This is a genomic window from Streptomyces sp. NPDC059373, assembly GCF_042751495.1.
Classification (GTDB): Bacteria; Actinomycetota; Actinomycetes; order Streptomycetales; family Streptomycetaceae; genus Actinacidiphila.
The window spans coordinates 1-17,968 of the sequence record NZ_JBHYXC010000070.1; the positions used below are offsets into that span (position 1 = coordinate 1).

Here is a 17,968-nt window from a genome sequence, read left to right on the forward strand (position 1 = left end):
TCGCGCAGCCTGGGGGCGGTGTACACGTCGATCTCGCCCGCAGCACGGAGGACGGCGCAGTCGCCCCCCGCACTCACGGACTCCAGGTGAAAGTGGTGCACTTCGGTCTCCGTCGCCTCTGGGCCGGCCTCTCGACGGCACCGCCGACAACCGCACGTCGTCACGCCGACCCTTGCCATCTGTCATCGTGTGCATTGACAGTGAAATGCCTAGCATTACGCTAGAGCGTCCAGCTGGCAATTGTCAACGCTGACGTTTCGATGTCATCGTGGATAATGACACCTAGGAGCAGACATGCGGGTCGAGGAAGCCATCGGACGGCAGATCGCACGCCTTCGGGAAGCGCGGCGGATGTCACTCGCCGAGCTGGGCGAGGCAGTGGGCCGGTACCTGGGCAAACCCTGGAGCCGTCAGGCCGTCCATCAGGCCGAACGCGGTCGCCGCGCGTTCACGGCGACCGAGCTGACGGCCATCGCCCTGGTTCTCCACACCTCGGTTCCGGCCCTGTTCCTCGCGGACGCCGACGAGGAACGCATCGAGATGGCTGGCAGGACGATCTCGTCCGAGGAATACAGAGGCGTACTCCTGCACGCGGACAAGGACACGCCCCTGGACGGCGTCGAGGAACTGATCGTAGCCCTGCACGACATCGGAGAGGTGTTGTCCAGGCCCGCGCTGGTCCGCCTGGCGAAGATCGGACGGGTGGCAGAACAGGTCGCCGCTCCCCGGGAACGCCACCTGTCATAACGGACCGATCCGTTGCCAGGGACTTCACATGCCTTTCCGAGCGCCGGGCGCCGGGTTCTCCACTGCGGCCCTACACAGGCCACATATGCGGCGGTGCGGTACTGACCCAGCCTCAGCGGCAGGAGCCGGCTAGGGCACGCAGCCCGCTCCGGGGGGTGCCGCGTCCGAGCGTGAACTGTCAGGAGGGCAGGCGGTGCGATCAGTCGTGCGCCAGAGCCGGAGTGCCGGGATTTATCCGATTGTTGCGTGCCGCCATTGCCGCGGTCGTGCGAGGTGTGCATGATCTCGCACAGTCGAACGATTTTATCGCCCGTCCGTGCGATACGGCGTCTGAGGAGCGAACGAGAGCGATGAACTGGAACAGTCTGGACGCCGGGTTCGCGCGCGGCTACCGCACCCATCGGCTGGCCGTCGGCGACATCCCGGCTGTCGAGCAGGTGGTCCGCGACTGGTGGGAACAACAGCGCGCGGAGTGCACGGGAGTGATGGTGCTGCTCGACCAGAGCGACCCCGCCCACTTCTACGTGAGTCCCGAGTGGCCCTGCGCGGCGCTCGGGGCCCGCGTCGTGCCGCCCGACGCCCGAGTGCTGACCGACCGGCTGGCAGAGGCGGGTCTGAACCGCTTCCGGGACATGGGTGACCTGCGGGTCTACATCCCGGCGGACGGCGGGCAGCCGGGCGCGAGCCCGCCGGTGTACCGGACCATCTGGTTCACCGGCCCACCGGACGGGGCCGGGGCCCGGGTGGAGCGCTGGCTGGCGGAGGTCTACCCCGACCCGGGAGGCCCGACCGGGGCGTGGCTGGTCCAGGGTCTCGACGACCTCACGCGCTACGCCGTGTCCGTCGAGTGGGCGTCGGCCGAGGCGCGCTCGGCCACGTGGCGCGACGACGGCCCCGCCGCCTTGACGAAGCTGCTCGGTCCCGGTGCCGTGGTGACGGAGATCACCGACCTCCAGCGCGGCCTGTGGCTCGATGTGACGCACCCGAACCCCAGTTGACGGCCCGGTGGGGCGTCGGGGACGCTCGGTTATCCTGGCGCCATGACCAGCAGCGGCCGGGCACGTGACACGTCGGTACAGTCCGTGGATCGCGCCGTGTCGATCCTCCAGGTGCTGGCCGGGCGGGGTCCGTCCGGGGTCACCGAGGTCGCCGAGGAGCTGGGGATCCACAAGGCGACCGTCTTCCGGCTGCTGGCCACGCTGGAGTCGCGCGGTCTGGTCGAGCAGGACTCCGAACGCGGGCGTTACCGCATCGGGCACACCGTGGTCGAGCTGGCCGCCGGGGCGACGCTGAGGGGCGACCTGTCCCTGCTGAGCCGTCCGGTCTGCCAGGAACTGGCCGCGGTCGCGGGGGAGACGGTGAATCTGGCGATCCATGACGGACCCGAAGTGATCAGCATCGACCAGGTGATCGGCGGTGCCGCCATCACCAGCATCGACTGGGTCGGCAAGCGCACGCCCATGCACGCCACCGCGGCGGGCAAGATCTTCCTCGCGTACATGTCCCCGGACCGGGCCGACGCGATCCTGGCGCAGGGACTCACGCAGTACACCCCCCACACCGTCGTGGATCCGGCGCGGCTCAAGGAGCAGCTCGAATTCGTCCGCAAGCGGGAGTACGCGACGACCAGCGAGGAGCATGAGATCGGACTGGCCGCCATCGCCGCCCCGATCCGCTCGCTGGACGGCCGGGTGATCGCCGCGGTGACCCTGTCCGGGCCGACGTTCCGGGTCAACGAGGACACCATCCCCGAACTCGCCGAGCGGGTCGTCGAGGCGGGCGCCCAGATCTCGTGGCGCAAGGGGTACGTCAAGCGAGGCTGAGGTGACTTGGCCGGGGTCTGCGGCTGGGTCTTGACGTCCGGGCCTTGTCGGCCGCAACATTTGTCTCGCATGGTGTGAATGTTTCGCAATGCGAGACATCTTGAGTGCCCTGAGTGCGGCCCAATGAAGCAGCCGTCGTCAGCCCGCAGCGTCAGCGTCACAGCGTCCCGAGGAGCGGTTGTGCCCTCACCTGTCCTGGATCCCCTGCTCCAGCCCTTCCACCTGAGACATCTCACCCTCCGCAACCGGGTGGTCAGCACGTCCCACGAGCCGGCCTTCGCCGAGGACGGCATGCCCAAGGACCGGTACCGGGCCTACCACCTGGAAAAGGCGCGCGGCGGCGTCGGCCTGACCATGATCGGCGGCTCCGCGGTCGTCTCCCCGGACAGCCCGCCCTCGTTCGGCAACCTGCTGCTGTACCGGGACGACATCGTGCCGTGGCTGCGCCGGCTCGCCGACGACGTGCACGAGGCCGGGGCCGCGGTCATGTGCCAGGTCACCCACCTCGGGCGCCGCACCAGCAACTACTCCGGCGACTGGCTGCCGGTGCTGTCCGCTTCGCCGCTGCGCGAACCCGCGCACCGGGCCTTCCCCAAGGCCGCCGAGGCCTGGGACCTCGACCGGATCGTGGGCGACTACGCCGCCGCCGCGCTGCGCTGCCAGGCGGGCGGTCTCGACGGCATCGAACTCCAGGCGTACGGCCACTTCATGGACAGCTTCCTGTCCCCCTCGACCAACCACCGCGACGACGAACTCGGCGGCAGCCTGGAGAACCGCATGGCGTTCCCGCTCCGGGTGATCCATGCCGTCCGGGAGGCGGTCGGACCGGACTTCGTCGTCGGCATCCGGATGATGCTGGACGAGAACCGGCCCGGCGGACTGACCTACGACGACGCCCTCGTGGCGGCGGAGCGCTTCACCGGCGGTGGCGTCGGCGACGGCGGTGGCATCGACTTCGTGAGCACCATCCGCGGCTCGCTGGAGAGCGACGCCTCGCTCGCGAAGACGATCCCGTCCATGGGCACCCCGCTCGGGCCGTTCCTGGAGTTCACCGGTGAGATCCGGCGCCGGCTCAACGTCCCGGTCATGCACGCGGCCCGGATCGCCGATCCCGCCACCGCCCGGTACGCGATCCGTGAGGGCCTGCTCGACCTGGTCGGCATGACCCGCGCGCAGATCGCCGACCCTCACCTGGTCGCCAAGATCGCCGCCGGCCAGGAGGAACGCATCCGGCCCTGTGTCGGGGCGAGTTACTGCCTGGACGCCATCTACGACTCCGGGGACACCAAGTGCGTCCACAACCCGGCCACCGGCCGGGAGCTGCACGTACCCCACACCGTGCCCCTCACGACCGGCCGCCGGAAGAAGGCCGTGGTCGTCGGAGCCGGCCCGGCCGGCCGGGAAGCCGCCCGGGTGCTGGGCGAACGGGGCCACGACGTCGTGCTGTTCGAGGCCAACGACCTCCCCGGGGGCCAGATCCGCTTCGCCGCGTCCAACCCCCGCCGCCGCGACCTGCTCGGCATCGTCGACTGGCGGGTCGCCGAGTGCAAGCACCACGGCGTCGACCTGCGCCTTGGCACGTTCGCCGAGCCCGGCGACATCCTGGCCGAACACCCCGACCTTGTCATCGTCGCCACCGGCGGCCTGCCCAACACGTCCTTCCTCGACGCCGGCGAGGACCTGGTCGCCGACACCTGGGACGTGTTGACCGGCTCCCTGCGCGCCCGGGGCGAGGTTCTGGTCTACGACGACCACGGCGGCTACCCGGCGATGGACGCCGTGGAACTGCTCGCCCCCACCGGCACCCGCCTGCACTACGTGACCCCGGAACGCACCCTCGCGCCCGACGTCGGCAGCATGAACTCACCCGCCTTCCTCAAGGCCTTCACCGAACACGGCGTGACGACCACCCTCGCCCAGCGGCTGCGCTCCGTACACCGCAACGCGGACGGCCGGCTCACCGCCGTGCTCTACAGCGAGTACACCGAGGCCGAGACCCAGCGGCTGGTCGTCGACCACGTCGTCGTCGAACACGGAACGCTGCCCAACGACAGCCTGTACACCGACCTGCTGCCGGGATCGAGCAACCTCGGCGAGGTCGACCACCGGGCCCTGCTCGCCCACGAGGCACAGACCGTGATCCGCAATGACGCGGGCCGCTACCAGCTCTTCCGTATTGGTGACGCGGTCACCAGCCGCAACATCCACGCCGCCGTCTACGACGCCCTGCGGCTGTGCCTGCCGGTCTGAGCCCCATGAGAGAGACAGCGATGAACGCACGCACCCCCGCGGCCGACGTGGACGGCCTTGTGGCCCGCCGCCCCGCCGGCCAGAGCCTGGAAGCGCCCTTCTACACCGCGGAGGAGTTCTTCGGGCTCGACATCGAGGCGGTCTTCGCCCGGAGTTGGCTCTTCGTCGCCGCCGAAGCCGAACTCCCCGAACCGGGCGACTACGTCACGGTCAATGTCGGACCGTACTCGGTCATCGTCGTCCGCGACGACGACGAGAACGTACAGGCCTTCCACAACGTGTGCCGTCACCGCGGCGCGCGCATCCTCAACGAGGAGCGCGGCTCGGTCGGCAACATCGTCTGCGGCTACCACCGGTGGACGTACGGCGTGGACGGCACGCTGCTGCACGCCGAGTCGCAGGCTCCCGGGTTCGACCCCTCGTGCTTCGGGCTGAGGTCCGTCCACGCGCGCACCGTCGCCGGTCTGGTCTTCATCTGCCTGGCCCAGGAACCGCCCGCCGACTTCGACGAGGTGGCCGCCCGCATCGAGCCGTACATCGCGCCGCACAACCTGGCGCGGGCGAAGGTGGCGGCCCAGATCGACATCGTCGAGAACGGCAACTGGAAGCTCACGATGGAGAACAACCGCGAGTGCTACCACTGCGGCGGCCATCCCGAGCTGCAGACCTCCCTCTTCCCCGTCTACGGCTACGCGGAGCAGGACGTCCCGCCCGTCCTGCGACCGGCCTACGAGCGCTACCTGAAGGCCGACGCCGAAGCCCGCGCGACGTACGAGTCGCTGGGGCTGCCGCACGAGGCCGTCGAGGAACTGGACACCCGCGAGACCGGCTTCCGCATCCAGCGCGAGCCCCTGGACGGCGCCGGGGAATCCTTCACCGAGGACGGCACGGCCGCGTGCGGGCGGCTGCTCGCGGACTTCCCCACCGCCCGCCTCGGCCGCCTCGGCCTCCACATGCAGCCCAACTCCTGGTTCCACTTCATGGCCGACCACGCGATCACCTTCTCCGTGATCCCGCTCGCCCCGGACCGCACCCTCGTACGCACCACCTGGCTGGTTCACCCCGACGCCGTCGAGGGCGTCGACTACGACCTCGACACCCTCACGCGGGTGTGGCAGGCCACCAACGACCAGGACGCGGTGTTCGTGGCCCGCGCCCAGCTCGGCGCCACCAGCCCGGCCTACGTGCCCGGCCCCTACAGCCCGACCGAATACCAGGTCGAGGCGTTCATCAACTGGTACGTCACCCGGCTGAAAGCACACCTGGAGCGATGATCACCACCACGGCAACCTCTGCCTCCGCCCCGGACTGGAGCGACGGCACGCTCGTGTGCAAGCAGGTCCACGACCTGACCACCGACGTCCGCACCTTCGTCCTGGAACCCACCGTCCCCCGGCTGTTCCGGCACGACCCCGGCCAGTTCCTCACCCTCTCCCTCGACATCGACGGCCGCACCGTCGAGCGCTGCTACACCATCTCCTCCCCGCCGACCCGCCCCCACCTCGCCGCCGTCACGGTCAAACGGATCCCCGGCGGCCTGGTCTCCAACTGGCTCCACGACCACCTCACCCCGGGCACCACCCTGCGGGCCCGGGGACCGCTGGGCCTGTTCTCGCTCGCCCGCCACCCGTCGCCCAAGTACCTCTTCCTGTCGGCGGGCAGCGGCGTGACGCCCATGATGTCGATGACCAGGACCCTGTACGACCTGGCGGACCCCGCCGACGTCCTGTTCGTGCACAGCGCCCGAACCCCCGGCGACGTCATCTTCCGCCGCGAACTCGACCTCATCGCCGCCACCGCCCCCGGCGTCCGGGTCGCGTACACGGGGGGCGGGCACGGCCGGCTGAACGCCCGGCTGCTCGCGGACATCGCGCCGGACCTGCACGAACGCGAGGTCTTCAGCTGCGGGCCCGTCGGCTACATGGACGCGGTACGAAGCATGCTCACCGACACCGGCTTCGACATGGCCCGCCACCACGAGGAAAGCTTCACCTTCGCCGAGCCCGCCGAGCTCCCTGTCGTGACGACGGGCGACACGTACAAGGTCGAGTTCACCCGCACCCGGCGCACCATCGAGTGCGACGCCGGCACCCCCGTCCTCGCCGCTGCGGCCAGGGCCGGCCTCAGCCTGCCCGCCTCCTGCGCCCAGGGCATATGCGGCACCTGCAAGACCACGCTGATCGCGGGGTCGGTCGACATGCAACACAACGGAGGCATCCGGCCGCGCGAGATCGCCCAGAACAAGATCCTGCTCTGCTGCTCCAAGCCGCTGGGCGACCTCGTGGTCGACGCCTGACCTGGCTCCTACGCCGGGTGGGCGCGGCCGAAGCGCTCGTCGACGAACTGCGAGAGCCGGCGCCGGGCCTCGTCGGGGGTCAGGTGCGCGCCGGTGAAGAAGGTCTGCATGACCAGCCCGTCCAGCATCGCGGTGAACTCCACGGCGGCGTCGGCGGCGTCGCGCGGGGCGAACTCCCCGCCGTCGATGCCGCGCCGGATGACGCGCTCGACGACGCTCCGCCAGAGCGCGTACTGCTCGGTGTGCCAGGCGGTGAGCCGGGTGTCGTGTATGGCGGCGGCCCAGTTGTCCAGCCAGAGCTGCCAGTGCGTCAGCGTCTCCGGGTCGGAGGACAGGTATTTGTCGATGAGCACCGCCAGGCCCTGCCGGGCGGTGGGCGCGCCGAGGCTCAGCTCGGCGACCGGCTGGTAGAAGAGATCGGCCTCCATCTTCAGCACGTCCACGAAGATCTCGTCGATGCCCCGGAAGTGGTAGCTGATGGTGCCGCTGGACACACCGCTCGCGGCGGCGATGTCCCGTATGCCCGTCGCCGCCAGCCCCTTTTCCGCCAGCACCTTCCGTGCTGCCTCCACCACCAGCTTGCGGCGCACCTCGGTGGGATGGCGGGACCGTTCCCATGGCTGGCGTGCCTTGGGGGCACGGCCGCCCGAACCGTCACTGCCGTCCGCCTCGACGCTCTCGTTGGTGCGCGACGCCGCCACTGCTGTGTTCCCTCCCGTGTTCTCGTGCTTGCTCGCCGACCGGTCGCCGACGGGATTACGCCGACGTCCGGGGGATGTCGGCCCGCCAGGACCGGGAGAACACCTCGGCGCCGCTCTCCCGCGCGATGACCTGGTTGTCGGCCGTGAAGTGCGTGGCCGACGCCGTCACGACACTACGAGTGGAGATCTCCACACGCCAATCCCCCCGGCTCAGGCCGATGTCCCAGGTGGATTCCGCCCGTGCCGACAGTGGGTCGTCCGCGCGGATCCGGTAGGCCTCCCGTACGCGCTCCTCGTACACCAGCCCGTCGGGATAGGTGCGGGTGCCGCCGTAGTTGGGGTCCACCACGAGTTCCCAGTCGCCGGTCTGCGGGTCGTACGTGACCTGCCGTTCGCGTCCGCCGGGCGGCCCGGGTACGTACGGCAGCGGGGCCGCCTGCTCCGGTTCGCCGAAGTCGGGCAGGGCGGGCTCGGGGCCGGGGCCCGCCGCCGCCCGGACCGGGAGCAGCAGCCGGGAGGCGGCGTCCCCGGCGGCATCCCCGGTGCGCAGGTCCAGGGTCACCGGTTCGGGTGCGGGCCACACCCACGGCCAGTACGCGGAGGACACGGCGAGCCGGATCCGGTGGCCCGGCGCGAAGGCGTGGGCGATCGCGGTCATCCGCACCCGGACCCGCTCCGGGCAGCCGGGGGTCCAGGCGCGCGGCGTGTCGTCGCCGTCCCGGTGGACCAGGTTGAGATTGCCGCGGGTCACCAGGGTCGACGAGCCGTCGGGGGCGATGTCGCACAGCCTGATGACGACCTGTCCGGCCGGGCGGTCGCAGTCCAGGAGCAGGTCGGCCTCGGGCATGCCGAGGATCTCCACCCGCCCGGTCAGCGGCGCCGAGTCGAAGCACACCGACCGGCCGTCCTCGGCCCGCTGGTCGGGCGGCAGGTCGGAGGGGTTGCCGAAGGGGAAGAACCGTCCGGCGTCCGTCCCGGTGTGCTGCGGGCTGGCCACCAGTACGGTGCCGCCCGCGTCCACCGGCTGCCCGGACGGGTGCAGCCGCCCGTCGCCCAGCGTCCAGGGCGTCGGCGTGACGTTCGGGGACGGCCACGACGGCTCGGCGACCCAGCGGCCGGGCCGGGTGTCGTACGAAGTGCGAGGCGGCACCGGTTCCTGCATCCAGGTCCGCAGCGGCGGCTCGTCCGTCACGCCGGTGTCAACGCCCTTGAGCCAGTGGTCCCACCAGCGCAGCGTCTCCTGGAGGAAGCCGATCGCCGGACCCGGCGGCAGCCCCCGGTCCGGGTACTGGTGCGACCACGGGCCGACCAGACCCTTCGCCGGGCACTGAAGGCCCTCCAGCAGCCGGAAGACCGTGTTGCGGTACGGGTCGGCCCAGCCGCCCACCGCGTAGACGGCGGCCTCGATCGCGGAGTAGTCCTCGCACACCGAGCCCTGTCGCCAGTAGTCGTCCCGCTCCTGATGGTCCAGCCAGATCTCCGCGAACGGCCGCAGGTTCTCCAGCCGTTCCAGCCACATCTTCCGCCAGGCGTCGCCGACGCGGTCGGGGTCCGGCGGCCGGGACTGGTAGGCCAGCATGGTCGCCGCCCACGCCGTCATGTCGATGCCGAGCACGCTGCCGCCCCAGTAGTGGACGTCGTCGGCGTACCGGTCGTCGGATGAGCAGACGGTGACGACGGCTTTGAGCGACGGCGGGCGGAGTGCGGCGACCTGGAGGCTGTTGAACCCGCCCCAGGAGATGCCGAACATGCCCGCCTTGCCCGTGGACCAGGGCTGGTCGGCGATCCAGGCGAGGGCGTCGACGGCGTCCTGCTGCTCCTGCGGCGTGTACTCGTCGTGCATCAAGCCCTCGGAGTCGCCGCAGCCGCGCATGTCGATGCGGATCGAGGCGTAGCCGTGCCCCGCGTACCAGGGGTGGCGCTGCGCGTCCCGGACCGAGGTCCAGTCGCTCTTGCGGTAGGGGAGGTACTCGACCAGGGCCGACACCGGGGCCTGTTCGGCGTCCTCGGGCAGCCAGATCCGGGCCGAGAGCGCCGTGCCGTCGCGCATGGGGATGAGTACGTGGTCTCGTACCGTGACCCGGCGCGGGAAGTCGTGACGGATCCTCATGAGGGGTTCAGCTCCTTGGACGCGGCGGTGGCGGACGCCGGGTCGTGCAGGTTGTCCAGGTCCAGGTGGCAGCGGATGCGGTGGCCGCCCTCGGCGTCCCGCCAGGGAGGCGTGGCGGACTCGCAGGTGCCGGGGACGGCGTGCGGGCAGCGCCGCTGGAACGGGCAGCCCGCCTCCGGCGGCGCCGACTCCGGCTCCTCCACCGGGCGGCGTTCCCACGGCTCCGGGCGGGCGCCGGGCTCCAGGACCGCGTCCAGCAGCATCCGGGTGTAGGGGTGGTTGGGGCCGGAGAACACCGCCTCCACGTCGCCGACCTCGCACAGCCGTCCCAGGTACAGCACGGCGACCCGGTCGGCGATGCTGCGCACCACCGCCAGGTCGTGCGAGATGAACAGGTACGTGATGCCGCGTTCGGTGCGAAGCCGGTCCAGCAGACGCAGCACGGAGGCCTGGACGGACACGTCGAGCGCCGAGACCACCTCGTCGGCCAGCACCAGGTCGGGGCCGGCGGCCAGGGCGCGGGCGATGCCGACCCGTTGCCGCTGCCCGCCGGACAGCTGCCCGGGCAGCCGGGCGCCGAGCTCACGGTCCAGGCCGACATCGTCCAGCAGGGCGTCCACGCGGTCGCCGAGCGGGGCGGCGCCGTCCTGGGCGAACAGGCGCAGCGGGCGGCGCAGCGCGTCCGACACGACGCGGCGCGGGTTGAGCGAGGTGTCGGCGTTCTGGAAGACCAGTTGGAGCCGTTTGCGCAGGCCGGGCGGACGCCGGGCGGCGGGCCTGGCCAGATCCTCGGTGCCGGACTCGCCGTCCTGGAGCACCAGGGTGCCGGCCGAGGGCTCGCGCAGCCCGGCGATGGTCCAGGCGAGGGTGGACTTGCCGCTGCCGCTCTCGCCGACCAGGGCCAGGGTCTCGCCGCGCCGGATGTCCAGGTCGATGCCGGCGACGGTGGGCGCGCCCTGCGCGCGGGCCCGGCGGGGCCGGTAGTCGACGGCCACGTCGCGCAGGGACACCAGAACGGGCGCCTCGTCACCGGCGCGTACGCCGCGCTGGTGCGTCTCGCGTTCCTCGGGGGGCAGTGCCCGGACCTCTTCGGCGCGCAGGCAGGCCGAATGATGCGCGTGTCCGGACGGTGCCTCGGGCTGCGTCAGCAGCCGCAGTTCCGGGGCGCCGCCGGTGGTGCAGCGGTCCTCGACGAGCGTGCAGCGCGCGGCGAACGAGCAGCCCGGCAGGTCGCTCCCGGGCTGGGGCGGGGTGCCCGGCATGGCCGCGGGGAGTCCGGGTTCGGCGAGGCTGGGCACGGAGGCGACCAGTCCACGGGTGTACGGGTGCGTGGGACGGTCGTACGTCCGCTGGGTGTCCCCGCGCTCGACGAGCCGCCCCGCGTACATCACCGCGACCCGGTCGCAGGCCGCCGAGACCACTCCCAGGTCATGGCTGACCAGCACCATCGCGACGCCGAGTTCGCGGCGGATACCGGTGAGCAGGTCGAGCACCCCGGCCTGGGTGACCACGTCGAGGCCGGTGGTGGGCTCGTCCAGGACCAGCAGCCGGGGGTTGCCCGCGAGCGCCATGGCGATGGCGACCCGCTGCTGCTGCCCGCCGGACAGCTCGTGCGGGTAGCGGCCCAGCAGCACCCGGGGCTGGGGCAGGCGCACTTGGGCGAACAGGACCGCTGCCTCGGCGTCCGCGGCCTCGCCGGTGAGGCCGCGGTGGACGCGCAGCACCTCGCGTACCTGGTGGCCCACCCTCATGGTGGGGGTCAGGGCGTGCCCGGCGTTCTGCGGCACCAGCGCGACGGTGCCGCCGCGCAGCGCGCGCAGCCGTGCGGGCGCCGCCTCGAACAGCGACTCGCCGTCCACCCGCACCTCGCCGGAGGTGACCCGGGCGCCGGCCCGCAGATGGCCGAGCAGCGCCGCCGCCAGGGTGGACTTCCCGCAGCCGGACTCTCCCACCAGGCCCAGGGTCTGTCCGGCGTCCAGAGACAGGGAGACGGTGGAGACGATCTCCCTGAGGCCACCGCGCGAGCGGTACGCGACGGAAAGGTCCCGTACGTCGAGCAGGGGCCCGGGGGCGGACTGCGTGCCGGTCATGCCGCACCTCCGTGCGCCCGGTCGACACCGAGCGCCTTGGCCAGGCCGTCGGCGGCCATGTTGAGCCCGATCACCAGGGTGCTCAGGGCGATGATCGGGGCGATGCTCGTCCACGGGGCGACGGCCAGCATGGAGCGGTTCTCGGAAACCATCAGGCCCCAGTCGGGCGTCGGCGGGTTCGCGCCGAACCCGAGGAAGGACAGCGAGCTGATCAGCAGCACCACCCAGGACGCGCGCATCGCGAACTCCACGAGGACTACGTCCAGCACGTTGGGCCCGATGTCGCGCAGCAGCACCGAGAAGGTGCCCTCGCCACGGGCCCGCGCCGCCGTCACGTAGTCGCGGGGCACGACGTCCAGCGCGGCGGCCCTGACCACCCGCACCACGCCCGGGCCGTACACGACGGTCACGGCGAGCACGATGACGACGGGATCGGTGCCCAGCACGGTCACGATGACGAGCAGCGCGAGGACCGGGGGTACGGCCAGGATGGCGTCGACCACGCGCATCACGACGTCGTCCAGCCACCCCCGGCGGTAGGCGGCCAGGCAGCCCACGGAGGCGCCCAGGCCCACGGCGAGCACGGTCGCGCTGAGCGACACCGACAGCGCGAGCCGGCCGCCGTACAGGGTGCGGGACAGGATGTCGCGCCCGTACTGGTCGGTGCCCGCGAGATGGCTGATGCTCGGCGCCTGGAGGGCTTCCAGGGCGTTGTTCCGCACCGGGGAGTCCGGGGCGAGCAGCGGGGCCGCGAGCGCGACCGCCAGGTGCAGCACGACCAGGACGGCACCGGTCATCGCCGAGGGCGAGCCGCGCAGCGCGCCCCAGGTCTGCCGCAGCCGTCCCGGCGGGCGCTCAGCGGTGGTCGGTTTCGCTGTCGGTGTCGCTGTCGCTTTTGCTGTCGCTGTCACGCGGTCCTCCGGTTCGTCCGCAGCCTGGGGTTGAGCGCCATGGCGGCGAGGTCGGCGGCGAGGTTGCACAGCACGTAGGTGGCGGCGCCGAGTACGGCGATCGTCTGGATGACGGGGAGGTCGCGGTTGTGCACCGCGTCGATGGTGAGCAGGCCGACGCCCGGGTAGTTGAAGACGCTCTCGACCACCACCACACCGCCCACCAGCCAGGCGACGTTCATGGCGATGACGTTGAGGGTGGGCAGCAGGGCGCTGGGCAGGGCGTGCCGCAGCACCACCCGGGCCGGTGAGATGCCCTTCAGCCGCGCGGTCGTGACGAACTCGCTCGCCATGACGTCGATCACGCTGGTGCGCAGCATGCGGATGATGTACGCGGCCATGACCACCGTCAGCGCGATCGACGGCAGCCAGATCGCAGGCAGCAGATCGCCGATCCCGGCGTCCGGCCCGGCGGTCACCACCGCGGGGAACAGCGGGATGTCGATGGAGAACAGCAGCACCAGTACGGTCGCGATCACGAACTCCGGCATGCTCATCCCGATCAGGCTGAGCGAGGAGATCGCGAGGTCGGGCCAGCGGTCCCGGTAGAGCCCGGCGACCACGCCCAGCACGAGGGCGAGCGTGACGCCGAGCACCACGGTGACCCCGGCCAGCATCATGGTGTTGCGCAGCCGCAGGCCGACCTCCGCGCCGACCGAGACGTGGTTGACCAGCGAGGTGCCGAAGTCGCCGTGCAGCATGCCGGACATCCAGTCCAGGTAGCGGCGCCACGGCGGCTCGTCGAGCCCGAGTTCGGCGCGCAGCGCCGCGACGTTGGCACGGGTGGCGTTCTGGCCGAGGATCTGGGTGGTCACGTCGCCGGGGAGGGCCTGGACGGCCAGGAACACCCCGAGCGAGGCCAGCCAGATCGTGACGAGTGCGAGGAGCAGACGGCGTGCGATGTAGCGGCCCATGTCAGGCGCTGAGCCCGATCTTGAGGTAGTCGAACTCGAAGCCGCTCTCGTGGTAGTTGACGACCTTCTTCGATATCCCGACCATGCGGCTGGCGAAGAACGGCATGATCGTGCCGTCCTGATCCACCATCAGCTTCTGAGCGTCCTGGTAGAGCTGCTTGCGCTTGGCGTCGTCGGTCTCCTTGCGCGCCGAGGCGATCAGGCCGTCGAACGTCGGGTTGGACCACTTGGACTCGTTGTACGCGGAGCCGGAGTGGAAGATCTCGCTGAGCAGCTGGTCGATCGGGCGGCCGACGTACCAGTACGAGGTCATCAGCGGCTTCTGCATCCAGATCTTGGTGTAGTACGAGTCGGACGGCGAGTTCTGGATGTTCAGCGTGATGCCCGCGTGGGCGACGGAGTCCTTCATCGCCAGGGCCAGCGGGGTGAGCACGCTGTCGTAGTCCGAGGTGTACAGCGGCAGGGCCAGCTTGTCGTGGCCCGCCTTCTTCAGCAGCGCCTTGGCCTTCTCCGGGTCCGGCGCCACGGTGTAGTCCAGGCGGTAGGGGTCGTCCGGCGGCACGGGGTTGTCGTGGGCGATCGTGCCGTGACCCTGGACGGCGAGCTTGATGACCTGGGCGGGGTCGTAGGCGAGTTTGAAGGCCTGCCGCACCTTGGAGTCGGTGAAGGGCGTCGCCGTGCACAGCATGGGCAGCGTGTACCACTGGGCGTTCTTGACCTCCACGACGGTGGCGGTGGAGGAGGCCTGCACGGTCTTGACGCCGGCGGAGTCCAGGTTGGTCTGCGAGATCAGGTCGACCTGCTGCGAGAGCAGCGCGTTGATCCGGCTCTGGGTCTCGGCGATGGAGGAGAACGCGATGGCGTCCAGGACGGGCTTGCCGCCGTAGTAGTCCGTGTTGGCGACGACCTTGCCGGGTCCCGCGGGGGTGAACGACGCCAGCTTGAACGGGCCGGTGCCGATGCCCTTGGTCGCGGTGGTCTTCGCGGAGCCCTTGGCGATGACGTAGCAGTTGTAGTGCATCAGCAGGGTCGGGAACTCGGCGTGCGCCGCCTTGAGCTTGACGACCAGGGTGTTCTTGTCGGGGGTGCTGATGCCGGACGTGCTGACGAAGGTGCTGAGTACGCCGGCCTGCGGGGACTTGGTGGCGGGGTCGAGGATGTGGGTCAGGGTGTAGGCGGCGTCGGCGGAGGTGAAGGGCTGCCCGTTGTGGAACGTGACGCCGTCGCGCAGAGTGAAGGTCCAGGTCTTCGCCTCGTCCGACATCTCCCAGGAGGTCGCGAGGTCGGCGGCCGGCTTGCCGTCGCTGCCGCGCCGGACCAGCCGGCTGTAGAGGGCGCCCAGATACTCGTACGCGGACAGAGAGCTCGCCGGGTCCAGCGTCTCCGCACCGGACGCCGGCGGCCGGGCGATCCGCAGTGTCCCGCCGGCTGCGGCCTTGCCGGTGGCGGCGGCTGTGGCGGCCGCCTTGCCGGCGTTCGCTCCCGAGCCGCACGCCGTCAGCAGCCACGCGCCCGCCGCGGCTCCCGCTCCCGCGGTCAGCAACCCGCGTCGGGACACGGCACCTGTCGTTCTTTCCTGACCGTCACCGGAGTTGACACCACCTGACAACACCATGATCGCTCCGCCCTTTGCCCTTGCCCAGTACCCCGGCCTGCCCGCTGGGTCGCTTATCGTCCAAGCGAACGATTGTGCCGTTCGGTAGAGCGATATGATTCACACCCCGGGCGAAACAGGCAATGCTTACAGGAAACGTTTCTGTTAACGCGCAACGGATGCTCATCCTGCGGCCTCCTGCGGCGTGACCGCTGGGCACCCGCCCTCGGCGCGGCAGACGCGTCACCGTCATCAAGAGCTCTACGGTTCTTGCCGCTTTCTGCGGGACGGCTGCGTGTCGCCGGAATTCCTGCTCCTCCGTGACCGCGTGGGAGCGCCGGCCGGAGAGCTCCTCTCTGCGGTGAGTGGCCTTACGGCGTGCGGCTCGCGCGCCTCGATTCCCTCGGTCCCGGGGATGAGGTCGGTCTGTATCGGTGCGGGAGCAGAACGACGGGCGGTTTCCGGGACGGGCAGCACGTTCCGACGGTGCAACTCGGCGACGCTGACCAACGGTGACATGAGCACTCGGTCGAGCAGCTCATTCTGAGCCGACTGCAGTTCGACCAGATGCCACAGGACGGCCAGCACGTACTGGAGTTCCTCACTCCAGGCAGGTAGCCACCGCTCGGGCCGGATGCGGTCCAGCTCGCTGACGGCCCTGCGGGACCGCGGTCCCGTCCTGCGTTTCAACCAGCCGTCGAGAACGTTCTGTCCGCTGACCTGGCAGGATGCCGGGCACCGTCCATGGCAACAGATCATCCAATGCGGGACATGTTTCCCATGCTCCAAGGGCCGCGGGCGTGAACGGGGCGTGGGCGTCCTGACGCACCGGGCGCCACTGATCACTGTCAGGCCCGAAAGCTTCGACAGTGCACGTGCCAGCCACAAGCATCCAGGAGCGACTTCCTACGCACCTGCGGGCGGTGCCACTTGCGGTAGTGCCGAATAGTTCGATACTTGTGAGATCTCCAGGTGTCACCGCGTTCGATACTTGGACCGTCACGGAGGGGCTGACCAGTTCCGCCGCCGCACGCCGACCGATCGGAGATTCCGCATGGAGCGCACGGGCAAGGAGGTCGTGGTCGAGGAGGCGTCCTTCGGAGTTCGTCTGGTGACGCTGAATCTTCCCGACGTGCGCAACGCCATGACGGAGGAGATGACCGAGACCTGGCGCGAGGTCATGGCGGAGATCCACGAGGACAAGCAGGTCCGCGCGGTCGTGCTGACCGGGAAGGGCAGTTCGTTCTGCTCCGGTGCGGACCTGTCGTTCCTCGATCAGGGTAGCGCCCACCACAACACCCCGGACCGGCTGCGGGACAAGATGGTGCCGTTCTACGACGCCTGGCTGATGGCGCGGCGGCTTCCGGTGCCGGTGATCGCGGCAGTGAACGGACCCGCCATCGGCGCCGGCCTGTGTCTGGCTCTCGCCTGCGACTTGCGCTATGCGGGCCAGGACGCCGTCTTCAGTGCCCCCTTCAACTTCCTGGGCACGCACGGCGGCATGGGCGTCAACTACCTACTGCCCGAAGTCGTCGGCATGGCCAGGGCCCGGGAGATGCTTTACACCAGCCGGAGGGTGGACGCCGAGGAGGCGCTGCACTGGGGGCTTGTCAGCGACGTCGCCGACGACGTCCTGGCGCACAGCCTCGACGTGGCCGACCGCATCGCCCAGGCGGCCCCGATCGCGACCCGGCTGACCAAGGTCGCGCTGGAGCAGTCCGTGCACGGCTTGGACGCGACACTGCGATGGGAGGCTCTCGCACAGCCGGTGACGATGGCGACCGAGGACCTGCACGAGGGCATCCAGGCCCGTCGCCAGCGCCGCGAGGCTCGCTTCGAAGGACGTTAACCCATAGGAAACCCCTGTCCAGGGGCGTTCCTCTATTCTCGGAGTATATTGATAGTTGTGAGACTACTGTCGGCTCCGAAAGGACCACGATGAGGCAGATCGCGAACCCGGGCGTGCTGGCCTCGGACGTCATGAAGGCGCTGAGCGACCCCATCCGCTGGGACATCGTCCGCCAAATGGCAGAGGTCGACGAGCTGCCCTGCGCGGTGCTTGAGGACACGCTGCCCATCTCGAAGCCGACCATCTCGTACCACACGAAGATCCTTGGGCAGGTCGGCCTCCTTGAGGTGCGTAAAAAGGGCCGCAACTTCTTCTATACGCTCAATCGCGACGTCCTGCGTGACGTGATGGACGAACTGTGGTCCCTCGCCCCCGAGCCGCGGCCGGTCAGTCAGGGCCGGGTCGATCATCGGACGGCATCGCGCCGTCGGCATGTCCGCCGGGACGTCGAGGAACGGCAGGACGCAGCAGTGGACCAGCAGAACGAACTGGTGCTCCTGACCTGGTGATCGCTGCCGGGCCGCACACCGGTCCGCCTGCGCAGGAAGAACAGGCGCGTGGGGGAGGGGGGGGGACCGGCCCCCCGGGGGGGGGGCCCCGGCCGGGCGCGGCCCGGGGAGGATAAAAAAAAAACCACGCCCCCC

The 17,968-nt window shown here is 70.5% G+C and carries 14 protein-coding genes; 8 read left to right on the plus strand and 6 right to left on the minus strand.

Going from position 1 to position 17,968, the window contains the following annotated elements; all coding sequences use genetic code 11:
• The first annotated feature begins 294 nt into the window (after nucleotides 1-294).
• The 6 genes from ACFXJ5_RS39700 to ACFXJ5_RS39725 all read left to right on the plus strand — a co-directional run bounded on the left by ACFXJ5_RS39700 (nucleotide 295) and on the right by ACFXJ5_RS39725 (nucleotide 7,116).
• Nucleotides 295-747 carry a helix-turn-helix domain-containing protein gene (locus ACFXJ5_RS39700; protein WP_384642892.1) on the plus strand — a complete coding sequence of 151 codons (453 nt, stop codon included), beginning with the start codon at nucleotides 295-297 and terminating at the stop codon, nucleotides 745-747.
• A 350-nt stretch (nucleotides 748-1,097) separates the two neighbouring features.
• Nucleotides 1,098-1,745: a hypothetical protein gene (locus ACFXJ5_RS39705; protein WP_384642895.1), complete on the plus strand. Its 648-nt coding sequence runs from the start codon at nucleotides 1,098-1,100 to the stop codon at nucleotides 1,743-1,745.
• 42 nt (nucleotides 1,746-1,787) lie between these two features.
• Nucleotides 1,788-2,570 (plus strand): IclR family transcriptional regulator, encoded by a 783-nt coding sequence (locus ACFXJ5_RS39710; protein WP_384642898.1) that lies wholly within the window; start codon nucleotides 1,788-1,790, stop codon nucleotides 2,568-2,570.
• A gap of 180 nt (nucleotides 2,571-2,750) precedes the next feature.
• A complete protein-coding gene (locus tag ACFXJ5_RS39715) occupies nucleotides 2,751-4,820 on the plus strand; it encodes an oxidoreductase (protein WP_384642901.1) in 2,070 nt (689 codons plus the stop codon).
• A 20-nt stretch (nucleotides 4,821-4,840) separates the two neighbouring features.
• Nucleotides 4,841-6,094: an SRPBCC family protein gene (locus ACFXJ5_RS39720; RefSeq protein ID WP_384642904.1), complete on the plus strand. Its 1,254-nt coding sequence runs from the start codon at nucleotides 4,841-4,843 to the stop codon at nucleotides 6,092-6,094.
• The gene (locus tag ACFXJ5_RS39725) at nucleotides 6,091-7,116 is read left to right on the plus strand and encodes a 2Fe-2S iron-sulfur cluster-binding protein (RefSeq protein WP_384642907.1); all 1,026 of its coding nucleotides are present in this window, start codon (nucleotides 6,091-6,093) and stop codon (nucleotides 7,114-7,116) included. Before ACFXJ5_RS39720 ends, ACFXJ5_RS39725 begins: the two co-directional genes overlap by 4 nt.
• Before the next feature lie 8 nt (nucleotides 7,117-7,124).
• On the opposite strand, the gene ACFXJ5_RS39730 is transcribed toward ACFXJ5_RS39725, so the two are convergent.
• Genes ACFXJ5_RS39730 through ACFXJ5_RS39755 form a run of 6 tightly spaced genes read right to left on the minus strand, consistent with a single transcriptional unit; the run spans nucleotide 7,125 to nucleotide 15,439 of the window.
• Nucleotides 7,125-7,817: a TetR/AcrR family transcriptional regulator gene (locus tag ACFXJ5_RS39730; protein WP_384642910.1), complete on the minus strand. Its 693-nt coding sequence runs from the start codon at nucleotides 7,815-7,817 to the stop codon at nucleotides 7,125-7,127.
• 55 nt (nucleotides 7,818-7,872) lie between these two features.
• Nucleotides 7,873-9,927, minus strand: coding sequence for a CocE/NonD family hydrolase (locus ACFXJ5_RS39735; protein ID WP_384642913.1), 2,055 nt, complete (start codon nucleotides 9,925-9,927; stop codon nucleotides 7,873-7,875).
• Nucleotides 9,924-12,017 (minus strand): dipeptide ABC transporter ATP-binding protein, encoded by a 2,094-nt coding sequence (locus ACFXJ5_RS39740; RefSeq protein WP_384642916.1) that lies wholly within the window; start codon nucleotides 12,015-12,017, stop codon nucleotides 9,924-9,926. The genes ACFXJ5_RS39735 and ACFXJ5_RS39740 overlap by 4 nt, the downstream gene beginning before the upstream one ends.
• Nucleotides 12,014-12,928, minus strand: coding sequence for an ABC transporter permease (locus ACFXJ5_RS39745; protein ID WP_384642919.1), 915 nt, complete (start codon nucleotides 12,926-12,928; stop codon nucleotides 12,014-12,016). The genes ACFXJ5_RS39740 and ACFXJ5_RS39745 overlap by 4 nt, the downstream gene beginning before the upstream one ends.
• On the minus strand, nucleotides 12,925-13,881 hold the full coding sequence (locus ACFXJ5_RS39750) for an ABC transporter permease (RefSeq protein ID WP_384642922.1): 957 nt from the start codon (nucleotides 13,879-13,881) through the stop codon (nucleotides 12,925-12,927). The genes ACFXJ5_RS39745 and ACFXJ5_RS39750 overlap by 4 nt, the downstream gene beginning before the upstream one ends.
• Before the next feature lies 1 nt (nucleotide 13,882).
• Nucleotides 13,883-15,439, minus strand: coding sequence for an ABC transporter substrate-binding protein (locus ACFXJ5_RS39755; RefSeq protein WP_384642925.1), 1,557 nt, complete (start codon nucleotides 15,437-15,439; stop codon nucleotides 13,883-13,885).
• 1,090 nt (nucleotides 15,440-16,529) lie between these two features.
• Between ACFXJ5_RS39755 and ACFXJ5_RS39760 the strand changes: the two genes are divergently transcribed.
• Entirely contained in the window at nucleotides 16,530-17,324 is a 795-nt protein-coding gene (locus ACFXJ5_RS39760; RefSeq protein ID WP_384642928.1) for an enoyl-CoA hydratase/isomerase family protein, read from the plus strand.
• Between the two features lie 89 nt (nucleotides 17,325-17,413).
• On the plus strand, nucleotides 17,414-17,833 hold the full coding sequence (locus tag ACFXJ5_RS39765) for an ArsR/SmtB family transcription factor (protein ID WP_384642931.1): 420 nt from the start codon (nucleotides 17,414-17,416) through the stop codon (nucleotides 17,831-17,833).
• Nucleotides 17,834-17,968: the final 135 nt, after the last annotated feature.